Source organism: Caldivirga sp. UBA161 (assembly GCF_002506515.1).
Taxonomy (GTDB): Archaea; Thermoproteota; Thermoprotei; order Thermoproteales; family Thermocladiaceae; genus Caldivirga.
Map to the genome: position 1 here is coordinate 4795 of NZ_DAXS01000052.1, position 18132 is coordinate 22926.

Annotated in this window: 20 protein-coding genes; 8 read left to right on the forward strand and 12 right to left on the reverse strand. The window is 42.6% G+C overall.

Going from position 1 to position 18132, the window contains the following annotated elements:
- Positions 1-185 precede the first annotated feature (185 nt).
- Positions 186-491 (forward strand): hypothetical protein, encoded by a 306-nt coding sequence (locus BP896_RS05725; protein WP_291766632.1) that lies wholly within the window; start codon positions 186-188, stop codon positions 489-491.
- On the opposite strand, the gene BP896_RS05730 is transcribed toward BP896_RS05725, so the two are convergent.
- Positions 450-953 carry a GNAT family N-acetyltransferase gene (locus BP896_RS05730; RefSeq protein WP_291766634.1) on the reverse strand — a complete coding sequence of 168 codons (504 nt, stop codon included), beginning with the start codon at positions 951-953 and terminating at the stop codon, positions 450-452. The genes BP896_RS05725 and BP896_RS05730 overlap by 42 nt on opposite strands.
- A 125-nt stretch (positions 954-1078) precedes the next feature.
- Here BP896_RS05730 and BP896_RS05735 point away from each other — a divergent pair, with 125 nt between their 5' ends.
- Together BP896_RS05735 and BP896_RS05740 are read left to right on the forward strand one after the other, a co-directional pair.
- Entirely contained in the window at positions 1079-1366 is a 288-nt protein-coding gene (locus tag BP896_RS05735; protein ID WP_291766636.1) for a hypothetical protein, read from the forward strand.
- Entirely contained in the window at positions 1363-1602 is a 240-nt protein-coding gene (locus BP896_RS05740; protein ID WP_291766637.1) for a hypothetical protein, read from the forward strand. Before BP896_RS05735 ends, BP896_RS05740 begins: the two co-directional genes overlap by 4 nt.
- A 4-nt stretch (positions 1603-1606) precedes the next feature.
- On the opposite strand, the gene BP896_RS05745 is transcribed toward BP896_RS05740, so the two are convergent.
- Together BP896_RS05745 and BP896_RS05750 are read right to left on the reverse strand one after the other, a co-directional pair.
- Positions 1607-2548 (reverse strand): (Fe-S)-binding protein, encoded by a 942-nt coding sequence (locus tag BP896_RS05745; protein ID WP_291766639.1) that lies wholly within the window; start codon positions 2546-2548, stop codon positions 1607-1609.
- 75 nt (positions 2549-2623) lie between these two features.
- Positions 2624-3106, reverse strand: a complete 483-nt coding sequence (locus BP896_RS05750) for a flavin reductase family protein (protein WP_291766640.1) — start codon at positions 3104-3106, stop codon at positions 2624-2626.
- A 136-nt stretch (positions 3107-3242) separates the two neighbouring features.
- Here BP896_RS05750 and endA point away from each other — a divergent pair, with 136 nt between their 5' ends.
- Complete coding sequence (endA, locus tag BP896_RS05755; RefSeq protein WP_291766641.1) at positions 3243-3821, forward strand: tRNA-intron lyase; 579 nt, start codon at positions 3243-3245, stop codon at positions 3819-3821.
- Between the two features lie 19 nt (positions 3822-3840).
- Here endA and BP896_RS05760 read toward each other — a convergent pair whose 3' ends face one another.
- Positions 3841-4827, reverse strand: coding sequence for a hypothetical protein (locus BP896_RS05760; RefSeq protein ID WP_291766642.1), 987 nt, complete (start codon positions 4825-4827; stop codon positions 3841-3843).
- Positions 4828-4872: 45 nt separating this feature from the next.
- Complete coding sequence (gene glyA, locus BP896_RS05765; RefSeq protein WP_291766645.1) at positions 4873-6168, reverse strand: serine hydroxymethyltransferase; 1296 nt, start codon at positions 6166-6168, stop codon at positions 4873-4875.
- A gap of 1001 nt (positions 6169-7169) precedes the next feature.
- On the opposite strand from glyA, the gene BP896_RS05770 reads away from it, so the two are divergent.
- Positions 7170-7535, forward strand: a complete 366-nt coding sequence (locus tag BP896_RS05770; RefSeq protein WP_291766647.1) for a prefoldin subunit beta — start codon at positions 7170-7172, stop codon at positions 7533-7535.
- A gap of 83 nt (positions 7536-7618) precedes the next feature.
- Here BP896_RS05770 and BP896_RS05775 read toward each other — a convergent pair whose 3' ends face one another.
- The 3 genes from BP896_RS05775 to BP896_RS05785 form a co-directional block, all read right to left on the reverse strand.
- Complete coding sequence (locus BP896_RS05775; RefSeq protein WP_291766649.1) at positions 7619-7807, reverse strand: hypothetical protein; 189 nt, start codon at positions 7805-7807, stop codon at positions 7619-7621.
- A gap of 80 nt (positions 7808-7887) precedes the next feature.
- Positions 7888-8055: a HEPN domain-containing protein gene (locus BP896_RS05780; protein ID WP_291766650.1), complete on the reverse strand. Its 168-nt coding sequence runs from the start codon at positions 8053-8055 to the stop codon at positions 7888-7890.
- Between the two features lie 54 nt (positions 8056-8109).
- Positions 8110-9543, reverse strand: a complete 1434-nt coding sequence (locus tag BP896_RS05785; RefSeq protein ID WP_291766651.1) for a V-type ATP synthase subunit B — start codon at positions 9541-9543, stop codon at positions 8110-8112.
- A gap of 53 nt (positions 9544-9596) precedes the next feature.
- Between BP896_RS05785 and BP896_RS05790 the strand changes: the two genes are divergently transcribed.
- Positions 9597-10445 (forward strand): class I SAM-dependent methyltransferase, encoded by an 849-nt coding sequence (locus BP896_RS05790; protein WP_291766653.1) that lies wholly within the window; start codon positions 9597-9599, stop codon positions 10443-10445.
- Positions 10446-10515: 70 nt separating this feature from the next.
- Here the strand turns inward: BP896_RS05790 and BP896_RS05795 are convergent, their stop codons facing one another.
- Together BP896_RS05795 and BP896_RS05800 are read right to left on the reverse strand one after the other, a co-directional pair.
- A complete protein-coding gene (locus tag BP896_RS05795) occupies positions 10516-10974 on the reverse strand; it encodes a DUF2153 family protein (RefSeq protein ID WP_291766715.1) in 459 nt (152 codons plus the stop codon).
- A 179-nt stretch (positions 10975-11153) separates the two neighbouring features.
- Positions 11154-11342: a hypothetical protein gene (locus tag BP896_RS05800; protein WP_291766655.1), complete on the reverse strand. Its 189-nt coding sequence runs from the start codon at positions 11340-11342 to the stop codon at positions 11154-11156.
- Positions 11343-11611: 269 nt separating this feature from the next.
- On the opposite strand from BP896_RS05800, the gene BP896_RS05805 reads away from it, so the two are divergent.
- Together BP896_RS05805 and BP896_RS05810 are read left to right on the forward strand one after the other, a co-directional pair.
- Complete coding sequence (locus tag BP896_RS05805; protein WP_291766656.1) at positions 11612-12877, forward strand: alkaline phosphatase family protein; 1266 nt, start codon at positions 11612-11614, stop codon at positions 12875-12877.
- Positions 12878-12947: 70 nt separating this feature from the next.
- A complete protein-coding gene (locus tag BP896_RS05810) occupies positions 12948-14042 on the forward strand; it encodes a hypothetical protein (protein WP_291766657.1) in 1095 nt (364 codons plus the stop codon).
- 111 nt (positions 14043-14153) lie between these two features.
- On the opposite strand, the gene BP896_RS05815 is transcribed toward BP896_RS05810, so the two are convergent.
- Both BP896_RS05815 and BP896_RS05820 read right to left on the reverse strand, forming a co-directional pair.
- A complete protein-coding gene (locus BP896_RS05815) occupies positions 14154-16016 on the reverse strand; it encodes an aldehyde ferredoxin oxidoreductase family protein (RefSeq protein WP_291766659.1) in 1863 nt (620 codons plus the stop codon).
- A 91-nt stretch (positions 16017-16107) separates the two neighbouring features.
- Positions 16108-18084 (reverse strand): 3-hydroxyacyl-CoA dehydrogenase/enoyl-CoA hydratase family protein, encoded by a 1977-nt coding sequence (locus BP896_RS05820; protein WP_291766661.1) that lies wholly within the window; start codon positions 18082-18084, stop codon positions 16108-16110.
- Positions 18085-18132: the final 48 nt, after the last annotated feature.

The following is an 18132-nucleotide window of genomic DNA, read 5'->3' on the forward strand; positions in this document are numbered from 1 at the left end:
GTTATATACGCTGGGGTTTCAAGCAGCACCCGAGGGAATGACTTAAGTAATATAGGTTAAGTAATTGAAGCTTTTAAGCAGGGCGGAATTTCCCCTCAAGCAGAATACGCGGTTACTACGGGTACTCATAAATTACTGTCAGTGATGAAGTGCTCACAGTAATAAGCCTGTATTAATGTAACCCTGTGGTTACTGAGGAGTTGATTAATGTCGCTGAGTTGATTAGGAGGATTAAGGAGGGGCCATGCTCATCACTGAACTGTAGCGTAACCAGTGTTAAAGTATCAGTGGGTAAGGGGGGTGATGGGAGGGCTGTATCTTCATTAATTGAGGTTGATTTAGTCAGGGATAAGGTTTACTTAACCTTTAAGCTTAAGGCTAGTGAATTAACCTGCCTAATTAAACTTGAGGTAACTGGTAGTGTAAGTGTGAGTGAGCTTAGGAGGCTTTCAAGCAGTATTACTGAGTTGCTGAATTCCCTTAAGCCTTAGGTTTACTGAGTCGAAAATCACCTTATATGAATCACCATTAAACAGGACCTTACCACCGTAGTGCTTAGATATCTTAACCATCTTAATATTATCAAGGCTCATGTAGGCGTAAACCCTTACTGCACCCCTCCTATTAAATAAGTCACTAAGCATTAAACCAACAAGCCACTTTCCAATACCCTTACCCTGGTACTCATCCTTAACCACTAAGGCTACCTCGTAGGCATTATTAATCCCATAAGCCTCACCAACGGCTATTAACTCATTATCTTGGTAGGCACCGTATATTATTGGCCTTAATGATAACAGTGATTTGACGCAATCCTCAACATCATTAATCACGCACATGAACCTTGACCTAATGGACTGCCTACTTAATGACTTATAAAATGAAATAATCAATTCACCATCCCTTAGGGGATCCAGGTACCTCACGTTAAGCATCATATCGGTATGATTCATTAACGCTTAGTAATATGTAATACTGGTATTTAAGTTTACCTAAAGTGGCCTAAACCATGAGTTAGTTCATTAATAAGGCTTTAAAGCTGAGTAACGCTTATATTTCCTTAGAGCTAGGAAGCGTAATGATGGATATTAATGATATTATTAATAAGTTAATTAGCGAGGTTAAGAATTATGGGCAAATCACTGTTGAGGATTATGGGCCAGAGAAATTACTCGTAGTTAAGTTAACAGAGGACTTATCAGTATTCGCGTCAATACTATGTGAGGGCACTGAATGTAATGTGGAGTATGCTGTTGGTGATGAGAACTTCACCATAATGCCTAAGGCCCTGGGCCTCATGGATAAGGCCCTGGAGGTTATGAGGATTATTAATAATGCCTTAATGAAAATGGGGGTGATTAAGTGAGGCATGGTTTAAGGCTTGGCTCAATTAATGCACGTAAGGTACGTGGGCCTGATGGATTCTTCACAGTGGCCATGGGTATTGAGGTGTTTAAGCTTATTGAGGATAAGGTGAAGGAACTTGGATTAACCAGTGAGGTTCTTGGTGACGTGGTTCTGGTTAAGGGTAAATCATGGAGCAGTATTAGTAGGCTACTGCAGTATGCTCGTTCAAAGGGAATTAACGTAATTGAGGATTAGGCCATTACTGCGCTCCACTCAGTACTTCAGCTAGGTCAAGTATCTTAACCCTATCGTTACTGTTCCTGGATAGGTTAGCGTAGCATATTGGGCAGGCCACAACTATGTTACTTGATAACCTTGATAATGATTCAACCCTACTCCTAGCAACCTTATTAGATAATGATGGTTTAATGGATTCCACCGGGCCACCGCAGCACATTGATGTTGAAATCCCTGTTATGTAAGGATCCTCAACATGCTCGACCCCAGCCATCTCCAGAAGCTTCCTATAGGTTTCCCTCATACCCAAGTACCTTGAGTAGAGGCATGAATCATGAATAACCACTTTACTTAACCTAGCCTTATCAACGCCCTTAATTAACTCCATGTAGTTAACAACCCTAATACCCAAGTCCCCGAAGAACTTGGGGGCCACAACCGTTAATATGTGGTGGGTATGCGGGTCAATGGTTATCACCGTCTTAATCCCCTTACTCTTAAAGTAATTAAGAACAATCGATGAGAAGTAATCCTTAAAGTCATCCTCAAAACCCAATTCATAAAGCAAAGCCCCTGAATATGGTTCATCAGGCATGAAGGTGAAGTTGACTCCATTCTTAATGAGTAGGTTAGCGATAGCCTTAACAATACCATTAACCCTCTCAATTTCACTCCTAGGGGGCTTCAAAATAACCCTAGCCATAGTAATAACCGCACCAGTAAACCTACTAACCAGGGGGCCCAACGACTCCGGTGACGCCTTCTCCATTAGGTTCGTGAATGCGTTTATGTATGGTACAAGTTGGTAAAGGCATGATGTGTAGAGTAATGTATCTCCTGATTCAGGAATATTAAGCCCCTTAACCCATTCACTGCATATACTCCTCTCAGCCGGTATGGGTAACTTATTATAGTTTAAGCTCCTAATCATAATTGCCCTAAGTCCCCTTAACCAATCCTCCATAGTGGGGGCGTTACTTAAACTAATTAAGTATTATGCCTTAAATTAGCATTACTTCTTTAGGTGAAAGACGCAGGGCTATGGGGATTGGATAGTGTAGTAATTCCTATTTAAGTATATTAACGGTGGCTTAGCATTAAGTACTTTACCGTCCTCAACCTGGCCTATGAATAATGTGTGGTCACCAGCATCATACTTAGCCACAACCCTGCAGTCTAGGTAGGCTATTGAACCATCAATAATTGGTGAACCAGTCTTAGCAGTAATAATCCTTAACCCCATAAACCTCTCTTCCTTTGGGGCTGTGGCGAACTTAACTGCTAAATCCCTCATATCGTAGGGTAGTATATTAACCGCGTAAACCCCAGATTCATTAACAGCCTTATGCGATGCCGCGTTCTTATCCAATGCCACCAGGACCAGTGGTGGGTTAAGGGAAACTGAGGTGAATGAGTTAACGGTTAATCCATAGTATTCACCATTATAGGTAGTGGTTACGATAGTGACTCCGGTTGGGTAATTCCTAAGTATTGCCTTAAGCTCCTCCCCTGTAATAGCCATGCTACTACGTAGCCAGGGCCATTTAATAATCTAACTAATAAAGACCCTTAACCTAAAGTTAATTTTGATTCAGCATTTAAATTAAAGCACTGATTAGGTATAGGTTTATAAAATATTGCAGCAGTGGTTAAATTATATGGTTCAGGGCACTAGGGGGAAGACTATTGTTAAGTATAGGGGAGTGCTTAAGGGGGATAAGGTTATTGTACCTAGTATTGACGAATCCAGGGCTCTCTATAAGCTTGGCTTCTTTGGGAAATTCCTAGGTAAGGATAAGATTAAGATTGAGGAAGTTGATTCAGTAAATTCACCAATACACTTGTCGCCGCTTGAGGCTCTTTACCTGGTTGAATTAGGCCTACTGGAGGTTATTGATGATGGCTCACTGGTAGGTAAGAGTACCCTTAAGGAGCTGGTGGAGAGGAGGTATGAGCATGGGGAGTTAGTGTATGAATTATACAAGTACTTTAGGGATAGGGGTTATGTGGTTAGAAGTGGTTTGAAATTCGGCTCACTCTACGCAGTTTATGAGAAGGGGCCTGGTATTGACCATGCACCAATGCTTGTTCACTTAATTGACCCTGGACGCAACATAACTGCACTGGATGTTACCAGGGCAGCTAGGTTAAGCCACACCGTTAGGAAAACCTTCGTGCTCGCTGTTAGGCATATGAATAGCCTTAAGTTAATAGGATTCGAATGGTGGACCCCATGAATTATTAAATGCTAATTCATTAATCAAGGGTAATTGTGAATGATGTGAATTTAGAGCAGTATCCATTAATTGGGCAATCCACACATTGATTATTTGAGCAATTGAACCCAATATCGTAAGCACCCTTCTCAGCGGCTATTGGGTCACTACTCCTCCTAATTGTTTTAATGGCAATAACCCTAGCCGCCTTATACGGTATATTCACTTCACCCTTACTTAAATTAACGTAGAGTGCCTTAACCCTATCATCATCTATAAGCACAAGGTAAGCCCCACTCCTTATCACTGTTGAGGCAGTGTACATGTCGCCAATCGGTATGTATAGCTTATTCTGGCCCCTCAACATAACTTTAAGCGCTAACGGTACTCCGGATTCATGGGCAATCCACCTTATCATTATCCTAACGCTCTTATTCCTATGGGCCGTGGAGTAGGGGCTCATGAAGCTTCTTATGAAGTTCTCCAAGTTAATGTAATTCCTAATTACTGCAAGTTCCTTGGCTAAACCACCCCTCCTTGCAGCAGCCCTTAGGCTTAGGGCGTAATTCTTAACTGCATCATTAACCTGCTGGAATTCAGCATCCCCATAATTCTTAACAAACTCCTCAGCCAGCTTAACCCCATTATCCTTAACAGGATTATTGATGAACTTAACCATGTCATCAGTAATATTGCCTATTGAATCATAAAATTTAGTGACTCTAACAACCCTGAGTGATGACAATATTGATGCAGTTAATGTAAGGTATCTGGCTATGTCCTCTACGCCATCAATAGTTAAGTAATTCCTTAAACCCTCCCCAAAGGTTATCTTACCCCTTTTATACTTATCAATGAAATTCATGTAGAAAACCTTAACCCTATTAGCAGTGTTAGCTAAATCCTTGTTAAATGTCTTGAAGACTGGCTCAACCACCAATTGACCATGCCTAGTAATCTCACTAAGGGCCTCCTCACCCAGCCTCCTTAATTCACCAATACTTAATGTTGAAGACACCTTAACCATGTGGTAAGCGGGCTTAATAAACCATTTCTTAGCTTAAAGGGCCCACTAGTAATTGAGGGGTAGGCAATCACACTTGATGCCCACATCACTTAACTTAAAGCCGTACTTAACCTCAGTGTACTGGGCCTTAAACTCCTTAACCTTATCCCTAATGGTGCTGGGTTCCTTACCATCAATAAGCATCGCCTTCATGAATGATGCTATCTCAGCCATTTCCTGAGTACCCATACCCACCCTAGTCATTTCTTGGACGCCCATCCTAATACCGCTAGGCTTCACCGCACTCCTATCCCAGGGTAGCATATTTTTGTTGACGATTATTCCACCATCTTCAAGTAATTGAGCAACCTTAGCCCCACCACCGAATTTCGAGGCATCAAAGACTACTTGATGAGTCTCAGTGAAGCCCCTAGCCTCAGCCACCACTGGTATACCGTACTTGCTTAATTCCTCAGCCAGCTTCCTGGCATTCAACCTTATTTGATAGGCATAGGCTTCACCGAAGGCCATCATTTCGATTGCCGTTATTGCCGTTGAAGCATATCTATGTAGGTGATAATTTGATGTTAATTGCGGGAAAACGGACCTTTGAATATTCTTGAAAATGGATTCATTATTAGTGAATATTACGCCGCCTTGAGGCCCTGGGAAGGTTTTATGAGTTGATGATGTCATTAAGTCAGCACCCTCATTAAGTGAATTGGGGAATTGCCCACCGGCTATTAACCCAAGCACGTGGGCTGAATCATGCATTAAATAAGCCCCATTCTCATGAGCCACCTGGGCAAGTTCCTTAACTGGATGCGGGAATAAGTATAGTGACGCACCTAGTATGACTAGTTGAGGCTTCTCCTCCCTAATGACCTTTGCCGCTAAGTCAACGTTAATGCTGAAATTCTCTTCATCACACGGTAGGTGAATTACCTTAAGCCCCAGTGCCCCTGGGGCGCCGACCTCATCATGGCTAATATGCCCACCACACTGCCTTGGTACTGCAGCAATCTTACCACCCTTAGCTAACGTTAAGTAAGCGGCCATATTGGCCACTGTACCTGAAATAGGCCTCACATCAACGTAACTTGCATGGAATAGCTTAGACATGAGGTCGACTAAGTATGCTTCCATTTCATCAACATACTTAACACCTTGATAATACCTATTGCCTATAGTGCCCTCCGCGTACCTACCCATCATGTCATTTATGTAGAAGTACTCAGCCAGCGGCGACATGACGTTTTCACTCGGTATAAGGTTTATGGTTTCTCTCCTCCTCCATGTATTATGGCTATTTATTATATCCCTTACCCTATTTACTGCATTAATAGCATCACTTAGGTTCATTAAGCTTAAACCTAATAATCCAGAAATATAAACTTATCCGCCGGCTACGTTTAGCATAACGCTTATATTATGAAGAATCAAGGCTTCTCAATAACTATATATGAGTAAAGTATTAATAGTATATTTGCCATAAGTAACTCTAATCTAATCAGCAGCTTGTTAATCAAACTCCTGAGAGCATGAGGGCATCCTTATATTTCAGTGGTAATTCATTAATTATGGTTAAGAGCGCTTTAGTGATTAGTAGTGGCCATAATGGGTTAATGGCTACTGTAATACTCAAGGAAAGTGAATAATATTACGTTAATTGAGGCTAGGGCTGGGTCATCTCCATGTTAATAGTAATCTTTTATAGCAGCTCTATGTAATCTAAGTAAAGAAACCCACAGTAATAGCCTGCATAAATGGGCTAGAGACTGGCTGGATTAATTGATGGTGATGGCATAATTCCGGCCCCTCCCAGTCCTTAATGTGAGCCTTGGGAGTTACTCCACTTTGGTGGGCTATTGAATGATGGATGCCTTTTTACTTTAAAACTTTACCCACCATGAATGGCAAAGTTTGTGGTTTTTACCAACACCTTATTGTGAAATGGAAGCATGCTGAAATAGCTATGAAAATTTACGAAGAGGATACCAGAGCTTACCTAATCAATAAATCTGCAAATTTAGAATACCTTGAAGAATTAGTTAAAGGATTAAGCAATTAGCAAAGGGGAGGAATGAATAAAATGCTGTTGGGCTCAAAGGAGCCCCATGACCCCATAACTTATCCAAGGAGTTAGGGTGGGGCTAAGTTACTGCAAATGAAGGTGTAGGGGTAAATGAAAATTAAGTGCACATGTTCTTTAAAATTAAAGTGAGGTGCAATTTCCATTGCTTTAATCTAAACCCACGGTAGATTCCCGTGAATTAAGTAAAAGCTGGTTAATGTAGTATCATTTAATTGCCTTGCAGGGAATGTTGCGAAAAGCATTTTTAGTCAAGTAATCTTAGGCAATTATGGCTACTGAAATTCCGCCAGCGGTTAGGAATGACTTAGATAGGTTGAGGCAACTTGAGGATCAACTACAAGCTGTGTTGCTTAGGAAGCAGCAGTATGAGAGTGAGCTTAGGAATGTGGATAAGGCCCTCAATGAGTTGAATAAGCTCCCACAGGATTCGAAGGTTTACAAGGTTGTGGGGACCTTCCTACTATCAACTACTAGGGATGAGGCAATACAGGATTTAAACCAGAGGAAGGAGTTACTTGACTTACATCTTCAATCCCTCGTGAAGCAGGAGAATATGCTTAGGAAGCAGATAAGTGAATTGGAGAATAAGGTTAAGCAAGTGCTCGCCGCAGGTCAAGGTGGGCAGGTTCAATAGAATGGCCGTATAAATTAACATAATATACTTAAATACTTATTTACAATAATAAATACTTAACTTAAACTAGACTATTAATGGAGTTAACATGGATTAAGCTTTAAACCATCATAAAGTGCCTTACATCTATCCTTTAACATTAACTTAACACCTGCATTATTTAGAAAATCCTCCATGCTTTTAACAATTAAGTCAATAGGTAATTCATCAGCAATAAATGACATATCCTCCACAGTACTCCACGTAACCTTACCCCTAATAATAACCAACATATCAAAGCCGCTTGAAGACCTATTACTACCCTAGCCCTGGAGCCGAAGAGTATTATAGTCGATTAACTTAATTAACGTTACTAAATTATGAGTGAATGGGTATGAACCAGCCCCATAAATAATACATCATTAGCATATAATTCAACTGCCTGATGCGATGCATAACAGGTTAGCCAGAACCTACCTTCCCTTAACGCATACTTGGCAACCTCAAACCAATCCTCAGCCCTCTTAATTAACTCCGACACAATAGTGTTAAACCATGGGTTTCTAATAAATTTAAGTAGGTTGCAATTATTCAATTAAGCCTTAACTCCCTCATCTTTAATAGACTTGAATATACCCTCCCTATAGTACCTCTTTGATACTTCAGGTGGGATATTGGAGTACTCATCATCAGGTAGTATGCTTAATGCATCCCACGCTATGTCAAGGGTCTGCTCAAAGGTCCTCCTCTCATAGAAGCCTTGGGCTATGAACCTCCTCTCAAACTCATCAGCGAACCTGAGATACCTCCTCTCACGCCAACTTAAGTTACCTTCACCAACTAGGACAGCTAGATTCCTAACATCCAGTGCCCTGGAGTAGGCTGATATGAGTTGGTTAGCCACGTACTTGTGATCATCCCTAGTCTTACCTTCACCAACAGCATCCTTCATGAGCCTTGATAGGCTCATTAGGACATCGAAGGGTGGGTAAATGCCCTTACCCCACATTGACCTTGATAGGACTAGCTGGCCCTCGGTTATGTAGCCTGTTAAGTCAGGTACTGGGTGTGTTATGTCATCGTGAGGCATGGTTAGTATCGGGAATTGGGTGACGCTGCCCCTCCTACCCCTTGCCCTACCCGCCCTCTCGAATATTGAAGCTAAGTCAGTGTACATGTAGCCTGGGTAACCCCTCCTACCCGGTAACTCACCCTTTGCTGATGAAAGCTCCCTAAGGGCTTCAGCATAATTAAGCATATCACTTAATATCACTAGGACGTGGTAATCCCTCTGCCAAGCCAAGTACTCGGCTATGGTTAAGGCTGTCCTAGGCGTGAGTATCCTCTCGGCTATTGGGTCGCTGGCTAGGTTCATTACCAGGACTAGCCTCCTTAAGGCGCCTGTCCTCCTGAACTCATCAATGAAGAATAAAGCCTCCTCAGTCCTAAGCCCAATAGCTGCGAAGACTATTGCAAACTCCTCCTCACTACCCCTAACCGTGGCTTGCCTTGCAACCTGGGCTGCAAGCATATTATGCGGTAAACCAGTGCCTGAGAATATGGGTAACTTCTGCCCCCTAACCATGGTGTAGAGCCCATCTATTGCACTAACACCAGTCTCAATGGGTTCCTCAGGGTAATCCCTGGCGTATGGGTTAAGTGGCTCACCGTTAACGTCAAGGAAGTCCTCTGCTGGAGGCATGGATAAGGAATCCCTTGGAACACCCCTACCACTTATTATCCTACCCAGTAAATCCTCGGATACAGGAAGCCTTAGGGTGGTTCCATAGAACCTAACCGTTGAGCCGCTTGCAGGTAAGCCTAATGTACCAGTTAAGACTTGGGCTATGGCGTAGTCGGGCCCAACTTCAATAACTTGAATAAGCCTAGGTTCCCCATCAGGCCCGGTTACAACACCCATTTCACCGTAGGCTACCTCCTTAGTCCTCTCAATAACTATTAAGGGTCCCTTAACCTCCCTAACAGTCTTATACTCCTGTATCCCCTTAATCTCAAGAAGCTTAGACATTAATTAAACCGCGCGGTGATTAGTTTTTAACTATTAGCGCGAATACCAGTTAAATGAAGCTTAAGGATGAGTTGAAGGGTGTTGTACCCCAGGATTTACTAAGCCTAGTACCCTCAGGCTTCGACATAATTGGGTCTAGGTCCGGGGCTGTGGCCATTGTGGAAATACCCAGTGAATTAGAGGATTACAAGTACGAGATAGCTAAGGCAATAATTAAGAGTAGTAGGAATGTTAAGGCAGTGTTGAGGAGGATTGGGCCTAGGAGTGGTGAGTTTAGGCTATATAGTTACGAGAGGTTAATCGGCGACACCACTGAGGTTATTCACATTGAGTCTGGGGTTAGGTTAATGCTTGACCCAACTAAGGTATTCTTCTCCCCTAGGGATCAGTACGATAGGATTGATTTAGCGTCAAGAGTTAATGATAATGAGGTAATAGCCTACTTATTCGCTGGAATAGCACCATACGCATTCATAATACTTAAACATAAACCCACCGTACGCCTAATATATGCCGTGGAAATAAACCCAGAGGCAATTAAGTACATTGAGGTTAACGTGAGGTTAAATAAGGCTAGGGGTAAGGTGGTGCCCATTGAGTATGATGCATCAGCATTCTGCCGGAAAATGAGGGATAGGTTCCATAGGGTAATAATGACCCTACCCCTGGGCGCCCACCAGTACTTACGTGATGCCATAGGATGCGTAACTAATGGGGGTACAGTAAACTTCTACCACACCGGCCCAGAGGAGGACCCCTTTAAGGATGCTGAGGAGGCTATTATGAGGCACTGCGCCAATGTTAATGTTGAATGCAGGATAATTAATAGGAGGATTGTTAGAGAGTACGCCCCCAGGGTATATAAGGTTAGGGTTGACTTTGAAGTAAACAAGGGAAAATAACCTACACTTAATTAGTTTTAATTAAGAGTATACTCAACTTAAGTACCCGTTGAAAAGCATTCCCACTTAATTACAGGAATCTGGGCATCTCCTCCCCTCCCCTCTGTTGCCCACTCTCTTGTGCACCGCCAATCCTATGCTCAAAATACAGCCTCAGTATCTCCGGTACCTCACCAGCTGCATCATACTTCCTCAGTAAGTCAAGGTACTGCCCAGTGTGCTCAAGGTCAATCTTTATGAAGTTAACAGCCAGCTCACGTAGCTTAGCCTCAAGTTCCTTCAACATATCTGGCGTCATTATTGACGTTATGAGTGGGTTATTTAACCATGACTCAAAATCCTTAGCTGTACGCTCTATGTAATATATCATGGCTTGCGCTGAGAGTAGTAATGTGTACCTATCCTGGCTCTTAACGTAGTCGGCATACTTCTGTAAATCATCTATTAGCTTCCTTTGGCTTATTAACCAGCCATCAAGCCTATTTATTAACCCCTTTATGTGAGCCTTAACCTGACTCTCCACGCTCATGTTTAACACTAATCCTACTACATAACCGCTATATTTAAACCTTTGCCCCAAACATTATACTCTACTCAATTATAATTAATGTTTATATAATATAATGGTTAATCACGCATTAAGTTAAGAATCTAAACCTATAATATTAAATTTATTATAATTAATAGTAGAGTTAATGCAACTACTGCCTAAGCAGGGTAAGTGCTAACCGCCAACCTAGCCGCATTATAACCCGGCACACTAGTCACCCACCCATCCGGGTAATTACCAGCACCCCTGGAATAGGTTAAGGAACTGGGTCCTGTACCTTGACCTTCCATTAAGTATGGTGCCCTCATTGGAATGCGGTTAACACCACCATTAGGTGCATTATACATTGCATCAGCATCCCTAGGCGTTAACTCCTCTATCGCCCACTAATATTATGCATTATGCCCAGTAATGAATCTAAGCCACCCATGAACTCTAAAATAACCCCGCCCCCGGCTTCACCAAGACTTAATGGTATTGCCGCCTTCTTTTACTTAAATTATATAGGGCTACATATAAAATATTACTGCTAACGTGAAAATAGCTCAGCCCTTAGCATGAATACCGATTAAGTGGAATTGTAAACGCTTAAAAAGCATAGGTTCCACATCTAAGTATGAAGCTGCTTTTCCTAGTACTGGATGGAGCCGCCGATAGGCCTAATGAGAGGGGGGAGACGCCATTATCGATGGCTAAGAAGCCTAACTTAGATTCACTGGCTGTCCAAGGGGCCTTAGGCTTCCATTATCCCTTAGGAGTAGGTAGGGCCCCTGAGAGTGATGCAGCAGTATTATCCATACTTGGTTATAACCCAGATAAATACTATACAGGTAGGGGCCCCCTTGAGGCCCTTGGGGTTGGTTATAGTATTAAGGAGGGTTATGAGGTTGCCTTTAGGGCTAACTTCGCCACCATTAATCCTGAATCAAGGATTATTCTTGATAGGAGGGTTGGCAGGAGCCTTGAGTCCTGGGAAGCCCAGGAGTTGGCTAAAGCAGTGGATGGTATTGAACTTGGAGGTGGTTTAGGGTATGCTAGGGTTATAGCAACCATTGGCCATAGGGCTGTGGTTATTATTGGAGTTAAATCAGGGCGCCTTAGTGGGGATGTTACTAATAATGACCCAGCCTACGTTAGGGTTGGTAAAGTATCTGTAGCTGTACCTAACCCTGATAATAGGATCACCCAGATAAGACCCCTAAACCCTCAGGATGAGGCAGCGTCATTAACGGCTAAGTTAGCTAATGAATTCGTTGATAAGGTAATAAACATACTTAAGGACCACCCATTAAATAAGGAGAGGGCTAGGAAGGGTTTACTGCAGGCTAACGTAATACTGATAAGGGATGCCGGTGACTCATTACCTAAAGTAACGCCAATAAACCAACTCCATGGGCTTAAATTCGGTGCAGTAGCCGAGATGCCTGTGGAGAGGGGTATTGCCAGGGCTCTTGGCATGGATATTGAGGAGGTTAAGCTCTATAATGCTCCCAAGGATGAGGTTCTTGGTGAACGCTTTGAAGCCACCATGAGGCTCCTGGAGAGGGTTGATGTGGCCTACGTCCACTTAAAGGGGCCTGATGAACCAGGCCATGATGGTGACTTGAAGGGGAAGATTAAGGCGATAGAGGATATTGATGAGTATTATGTGGCTAGGTTAGTTAAAGGCAATTGGAGTGACTCAATACTGGTTACCAGTGATCATGCAACCCCATGGTCACTGAAGGCGCATAGCGATGATCCAGTACCGATAATGCTTAAGTCACGTAGGGTTAAGGCAGATGGCTTAACGCTAAATGAGGTTAACGCCAGTAAGGGTAGCCTAGGTAGGTTTGAGTACGGTTGGTTAATAATGAGTAGGCTTAAGGAGCTTGTCTTCTAGCCTTTAATTAATGCATGAGTATTAACAAGGCTTATAAATTCACTTAATAGGTACTTAACGTGCTGAAGCGATGATGGAGGAGTTAGAGTTACTTGAGGCTAAGTATCAGGGCGCAGTGGCTAGGAGTAGGGAGGCTCTTGAGCTTGACTTCAGTATTAGGTATGGTGATAGAATGAGCCTTATGCTTAATGAGGCCCTTAAAGTTTATTTCCTTGACCTTGACAGTAAGGTTAAGGTTAGGAGAACCATAGTTGATGAAATGGAGTATAGGGTTGAGGGCCTCATTAAGGCTAGGTTAAGTTCACTAAACCTAAGCCTTAACCCAATACTAGTAACCTGGTACTATATTGGTAATGGTGAACGCGTGGATAGGCTTAAGGAGCTTCTAAGCCTGGCTGGTTATGGGATAAGCATTGATGACTACGTTAAGGCTGGTTTCCTCATGAGGATTGATAAATCAACAGTGGTAATACCTGAATACCTAGCAGGCTACTTATCTAGTGCTGGTTCACCGCAGCAGTTGGATTCATCATCAATAGTGTACGGTAATATTGATAACCCATTGTTCATGGTTGCCCTAGAGGCCATTGCAAGGAATCTTAAACCCATTGAAGGATTCATAAAGGCCTTCTATGGTCAGGGTATTAGGGATGCCTTAACTAGTGGTTTACTTAGTCAAGTTGCTAAGCTACATGATGGTGAAGTCCTAGTTAATCCATTAATTGACTTAAGAAGCCTTAGACTAGGATTAGCTAGGGCTAAGAACACTAGGGCTAAGGTGATTAAGCACTCATTATCAATGTACGGTAAATACATGTTCGATAAGGAAATATACTGCGGTATTAACTACATGTTCACCTACAGTTCAAGGAGCCTTGTAGTTTATTTATGTCCATGGACACCACACTATAAGTCAATAATAAGCAAGCATCACGGCGTAAGGAGCCTCATAGTGCTGGGTGTTAGGTTTAGGGAAAGCATGATTGAGTTCCTTAACTTAGAGAAGTATAAAAGGCCCAACCTATTGAAGGTAATGTTCATTACGTTTGACCAAGCTTTAGGTGAAATTCATGCAATATACCAGAATGAAAGCAGGAGCCTAATGGATGATGTATTAGATATTCTATATGAATCAAACTACAGGGTTACTGAAGTAACATACTAGTTACATTAATGATTACTTAAAAATTAATTAACTCACTAAATTGAATTAAGCACCCACATATGGTTGCTAAATGCGGAAAGAGGGTTAAATTAATTTAATTAATGATCCCATTTAAAGCACGTACTCAAATTCACTAAGCCCAAGCCTCCTCAACGTGTCCCTAGTGGGTTTACCATCAACCCACCCCCTTAATTTATAGTACGTCTTAATACCCTCATCAAACATCCTTGAAGCCGAATGACCCTTAGCAGGCCCATCGGGTATTGGTTCTCTCATTCTAGGCGGCAGCTCATCCTTAACCCACTTACCCTCCCTAACCCAGAAGAGCCTCTCCACGTTAAATATGCGTTCTCCAATTGTTAAAACATCATCAGGCATTAAGTCCCAGCCGTAGGCGGCATTATACAGGTTAGCTATATCCTGCTCAGTGTTAACGTTAGGCACTAGATTCTCGAACTTACAGAATATCGATGAATCAACCACTGCAAACAAGTCCTGATTCCACTTAACTAACCTAGCCTGCAGATCAATACCTGTAGGTGAGTCATCGTGAGGATCAACTTTACCCGCCTTACCAAAGACAGTACCTAATATCTCCCATGTTGGCGTGTAGGCTTCAAGGTGATCCCCACCCCTATTTGCCGTATAGTATGCCAGTGCGAAGCCCTTATGTGCCCTTGGATCATATGCAGGCAACCCCTGTCCTCTAGCCCCAGTGAAGGTTTCAGGGGCATTATACTTCAAGGCAAGCCTATAATCACCCTCAGCCAGCTCATCGCCAATACCCTCCCTATAAGCTATCTTATAGGTTAAGTCAATGTAGGAGGCTGCATCACTCCAGTCCACATCAAGCTTAAGCTTACCCATTCTGCTTAACTCAGTTGCAACAGCCAGTGTATTACCTAGGCTTATAGTATCCATGCCTAATTCATTAGCAAGCTTCTCAAGCTTAAGGACGGGTTCAGCGTTAGTTAATCCAATGTTAGGCCCCAATGCCCAAGTGTTCTCATACTCGTACTTAATCTTCTCACCTGGAACCTTAAATGGCCCACTCTTAACCATTGTTATTTGAGTACAGGCTATTGGGCAATTGAAGCAACCATGAGTCTCCACAACATACTTACTCTTAATTAACTCACCACTAACATCATCAACATTCTTAATTAATCCAGTGCCGGCGAAATTATAGTGGGGTAGGCCTCCAACAGCTTGAACAAGATTCATGAGGACGTTAGTGCCATAGGCATGTAGAGCCTTAGTTGTGTCGTGTGTTACAAGCCTTTTCACAATCTCATTATTAACCTTCATGAATGTGCTTTTATCAACCAACTCCCTATACAGGTCCCTCGTCCCCCACACTAATATGCCCTTAAGCCTCTTACTACCCATAACAGCCCCCACTCCACCGCGCCCTGCAAACCTTTCATAGTCTGAGAACCTGATGCCAGCGAACTTAACTAGGTTTTCACCAGCAGGGCCTATTACGGCTACACCAGCCTTAGTCTCATCAGGTGGGAACCCGTTCTCAGTTAGGATTATCCTAGTGGCTGAGCCAGTCCACTTACCCCAAATATGCCTGGCAGGCCTTAATGATGGCTCCCCATTCTTAACAACGAGGTAAACTGGTTCCTCAGCCTTACCCTCAATGATTATGCCATCGTAACCCGACCTCCTTAACCAGTAGGAGAAGTTACCACCTGCATTAGAGTGAGTATAGACTCCATTTAACACTGATCTTGTACTAACATTAACCCTACTTGTGGATAAAGTAGCTACTCCACTGAGTGGACCTGAGAATATGTAAAGCTTATTGCTGGGTTCAAGAGGGTTAATGCCCCTTGGTATTTCCTTAAAGGCATAGTATGCAGCTAAACCCCTACCGCCTAGGAATAATTTTAGTAAATCATCCTTAATAACCTCCTCCCTGAAGGATTCAGTTGATAAATCCACTCTAAGTATTCTGAAAACAGCCATTAGTAATTAGCTGGTATTCTCTTTTTAAATATTTCTTAGTATTTTAATTAAAGTTTATGAATATTTTTAATATTTTATGAACTATAAGCCTTCACTTACCTTGGTACTTAGGCTGCCTCTTCTCTAGGAACGCCTTAATACCCTCCTTTGAATCCTTTGTTGAGAATAGTAGGCCAAAGCCCATTGATTCTGCGGTGAGTGTGCCTTCCATTGATCCTTCACTGGCTATGTTGAGTATTCCCTTAGCAATCATGAGGGTTATCGGTGGTTCCTCAGCTAATTTAAGTGCAATGGCCTTAGTCTCATTCTCCAGTTCATTAATTGGCACAACCCTATTAACAATACCTAATTCCTCAGCCTCCCTTGCAGTTAACCTAGCTCCGGTTAGTATTAGTTCCTTAGCCTTACCCAACCCAATTAACCTAATCAGCCTCTTAGCACCCCCTGATCCCGGTATTAGGCCTAATGTGACTTCAGGTAATCCAAGTACCGCATCCTCTGATGCTATCCTGAGGTCACAGGCTAACGCTAATTCAAACCCACCCCCTAGGGCGTAGCCGTGTATCATGGCTATTACAGGCCTATTAAGTGCCTCTAGTTTATTGGTTAATTCCTGAAGCATCCTACTCGTTAAATAAGCATCAGTGGGTCCCTCTTCACTGAACATTGTTAAGTCAGCGCCAGCTGAGAAGGCTTTACCAGCACCCCTAATTACAATAACCTTAACCTTATCGAAGGGTTCAGCCTCTAGCCTATTGATTATGGCCATTAATTCATTAATCATCTTCCCATTTATTGCATTCAATTTCTCAGGCCTATTTAAGGTAATCCAAGCTATTGGCGGCTCAATGGTGAGTTTAATGGTCTCGTAGCCTCCACCATACTCATGGAATCCTGAACCAGCCTTAACCCCAATATTACCCTCAGCAACCATCTGCATTATTAATGGATCCACCTCGATACTACTATACTTCCCCCTCAATTTAATTAACTCAACCATGATGCTCCCAACACCATAGGAGTCAGCGTACTCCAGCAAGCCCCTTGGGAATCCAAAGCCTAACTTAGTCACAGTATCCACACCAACCGCGGACGCCACCTTATTCCTAATTAACCAGGCAGCCTCATTAACAGCTAATGCAATTAACCTAACTGGATTAACACCCTCCCCAGCCTCCTTAGGTACATTAACCCTACTGTACTTCCCAGCCTCAGGATACTTGTAAAAGCCCTCCCCAGCCTTTAACCCAAGTTTACCCTCCTTAACCTTCTCATCAATTAACCTGCAGCCACTGAATTCAAAACCCCTATTAGTCATTGCCTTAAGTATTGAGTTAACTACATCAACACCCACAAAGTCAATCAACTCAAAGACACCCATTGGCAATCCCAATTTAAACCTGGCTGCGCTATCAATAGCCTCAATTGTCGCCTCATTACCAGTAACCATTAGGCAAGCCGCCTCAATAAGCCTCATGAATAATCTATTGGATATGAAGCCTGGAACATCCTTATTAACTAAAACAGGTTCCTTACCAAGCCTCCTACCTAACTCAATAGTGGTGTTAACGGTTTCATCACTAGTCTTATCACCCCTAACAACCTCAATTAACTTCATTAATACTGGTGGATTAAAGAAGTGCATTCCAATAACCTTATCAGGCCTATTTGTTACTGAGGCTAATTCACTTATTGGTATTGATGAGGTATTACTAGCCAGTATTGCATGAGGTGGGGCATATTCGCTAACCCTCTTGAAGATGCTGCTCTTAACATTGAAGTCCTCGAAGGCAGCTTCAATAATGAAGTCGGCATTCCTCACGGCATCCTCCAGCGACGTGGTTATACTTATCCTAGACATAACATCATCAGGGTTTTCCCTCAACTGCCCCTTTCGATGGAGATTACCTAAGCTCCACCTTATGTTATTGAGTGCTCTCTGAAGTATGTCGAGTGTTAAGTCGTTTAAGTGGACCTTGAAGCCATTCATAGCAGCAACCTCAGCTATTCCATGACCCATGGTTCCACTACCGATTACCGCTATTTCCTTAACTTGAATACCAGCCACAGTGCTTAGCCTCCTTCAGTGAATTATAAGTATTCCTCAGTACCTATA